Origin of the sequence: Mesorhizobium sp. Cs1321R2N1 (genome assembly GCF_037179725.1) — a bacterium.
GTDB classification, from domain to species: Bacteria; Pseudomonadota; Alphaproteobacteria; order Rhizobiales; family Rhizobiaceae; genus Mesorhizobium; species Mesorhizobium salmacidum.
Genome location: NZ_JAPYKP010000275.1, coordinates 1 through 2,634 on the forward strand (window position 1 = coordinate 1; position 2,634 = coordinate 2,634).

The window sequence follows — 2,634 nt, forward strand, 5'->3', positions numbered from 1 at the left end:
GTCGCGGTCGATGCCGCCCAGCACCTCTTCGAAAAGGCCCGGGGCGCGGCCAAGCACGCGCAGCACATCGAGCGCCATGACATTGCCCGATCCGTCCCAGATCGCGTTGACAGGTGCTTCGCGGTAATAGCGGGCGAGCGGAGCTTCCTCGACATAGCCATTGCCGCCAAGGCACTCCATCGCCTCATAAAGCAGCGGCGGCGCGATCTTGCAGACCCAGTATTTGACGACCGGCGTCATGGCGCGGGCGAACGCCGCCTCGCCGCGATCGCTCGCCGCCTCGTCGAAGGAACGCGCCAGCCGGAACGAGAGCGCGGTCGCCGCGGCGACATCGAGCGCCATGTCGGCCAGCACCCGCTGCATAAGCGGTTGCTCGATCAGGTTGGTCCCGAACACCTGGCGATGACGAGCATGATGGATCGCTTCGGCCAGCCCCGCCCGCATGATCGCCGAAGACGCCACCGCGCAGTCGAGCCGGGTCAGCGTCACCATGTCCATGATCGTCTTGACGCCGGCGCCGGGCTCGCCGACCATCTCGCCGATGGCGTTGACGAACTCGACCTCGGAAGACGCGTTGGAGCGGTTGCCAAGCTTGTCCTTCAGCCGCTGGAAGCGAAAGCCATTGCCCGACCCGTCGCCGAGCACGCGCGGCACCAGGAAGCACGACAGCCCCTCCGGCGCTTGCGCCAGCACCAGGAAGGCATCCGACATCGGCGCCGACATGAACCATTTGTGTCCCGTCAGGCGGTAGAACCCACTTCCGACGCGTTCCGCCCTGGTCACATTGGCCCGCACATCCGTGCCGCCCTGTTTCTCGGTCATGCCCATGCCGAGCGTCAGCCCGGTCTTCTCGACCGGCGGCTTTTGGCTCTGGTCGTATTTGCGCGTCGTTACGCGCGGCGCCCATTCGCGAAACAGTTTTGGACTGGCCATCAGCGCCGCCAGCGAGGCGCTGGTCATGGTGATGGGGCAGAGGTGTCCGGTCTCGAGCTCGGCGGTCAGGTAGAAACGGGCGGCCCGCACCTGATGGCGGCGGCCAATCTCGGCGTCGCTATTTTCCCAGACTGAAGAGTGCAGGCCGTTGGCCACCGAACGGCGCATCAAGGCGTGGTAGGCGGGATGGAATTCGACCAGGTCGATGCGCCGTCCCTGGCGATCATGGGTCCTGAGTTTCGGTGTCTCGACATTGGCGAGGCGCGCCAATTCCTGGGCTTCTTGCGTGAGCACGAAACGGCCAAGCCCATCGAGATCCTTGCGCACCGGATCCGAAAAGCGCTCGGCAAGCTGGATCAGCAACGGATCGCCTCGCCAGGCGTTGCCGCCCGTCAGCGGCGGCGGCTGGTTCGTCACGTCGTCGGTCACGCCCAATCCTTCTAGAAAGGCCCTATCGTTGGAAAGCCTCGAATCCGAGGCCATCGGCTAGATATAGCCCAAGCGTTGCCGCGCGCGCGACGAAAATACCGGGGAGAACGGCGTCAATCCAAAGCGGGTGCTTGCGGGCGCGAAATCCGCACCCTATAGCAGCCCCTTGAGATGACCGACGCTTCGTCCCTGCCATTCTATCCTCACCGCCATCTTCTGGGCATCAGCGATCTTTCGCCCGCCGACATCGAGTTGTTGCTCGACAGGGCGGATCGGGCGGTCGCGATCTCGCGGCAGTCCGAGAAAAAGACCTCGACGCTGCGCGGCCGCACCCAGATCAACCTCTTCTACGAAGCCTCGACCCGCACGCAGTCGTCCTTCGAACTGGCCGGAAAACGGCTCGGCGCCGACGTCATGAACATGTCGGTGGCGAGCTCTTCCGTGAAAAAGGGCGAAACGCTCATCGACACCGCGATGACACTGAACGCCATGCGGCCCGATATATTGATTATCCGCCATCAGTCGGCGGGCGCGGCGGCCCTTCTGGCGCAGAAGGTCGGCTGCTCGGTGGTCAATGCTGGTGATGGCGCGCATGAACACCCGACACAGGCGCTGCTCGACGCGCTCACCATCCGCCGCGCCAAGGGTCCGCTGTCGAAGCTGATCGTGGCGATCTGCGGCGACATCCTGCATTCGCGCGTGGCGCGCTCCAACATCATGCTGCTCAACGCACTCGGCGCACAAGTCCGCGTGGTGGCGCCCTCGACGCTGTTGCCCTCGGGCATCGACAGGATGGGCGTCATCGTCTGCCGCTCGATGGCGGAAGGCCTCAAGGACGCGGATGTGGTGATGATGTTGCGCTTGCAGCGCGAGCGCATGGAGGGCGCCTTCGTGCCGTCGGTGCGCGAATATTTCCGTTATTTCGGCCTGGATGCCGAGAAGCTGAAAGCGGCCAAGGACGACGCGCTGGTCATGCATCCCGGCCCGATGAACCGAGGTGTCGAGATCGCCTCCGAAATCGCCGACGGCCCGCAAAGTGTCATCCAGGAGCAGGTGGAAATGGGTGTCGCCGTGCGCATGGCGGTGATGGAAGCGCTGCTCGATCCCCGTCGTAATCAAGAGGGCCGCAATCAAGGGGGCCGCGGCGCATGAGACTTCCTGTGTCAACCTTTGGCGAGCAAGGCAGCTGCGGCGGGGTGTCTGTCTGGATTGTAGAGGGTACCGTCCTGCCAGGCGCGCCAGAGGATTCTGAGCCAAGCCCTGGCAAGGATG

Annotated in this window: 2 protein-coding genes; one reads left to right on the forward strand and one right to left on the reverse strand. The window is 64.5% G+C overall.

Going from position 1 to position 2,634, the window contains the following annotated elements:
* A partial coding sequence (locus tag O7A61_RS31835; protein ID WP_337133117.1) for a DNA alkylation response protein occupies positions 1 to 1,416 on the reverse strand: 1,416 nt, incomplete at its 3' end.
* Between the two features lie 117 nt (positions 1,417 to 1,533).
* Here O7A61_RS31835 and O7A61_RS31840 point away from each other — a divergent pair.
* Positions 1,534 to 2,514, forward strand: a complete 981-nt coding sequence (locus tag O7A61_RS31840) for an aspartate carbamoyltransferase catalytic subunit (protein WP_337133118.1) — start codon at positions 1,534 to 1,536, stop codon at positions 2,512 to 2,514.
* Positions 2,515 to 2,634 lie beyond the last annotated feature (120 nt).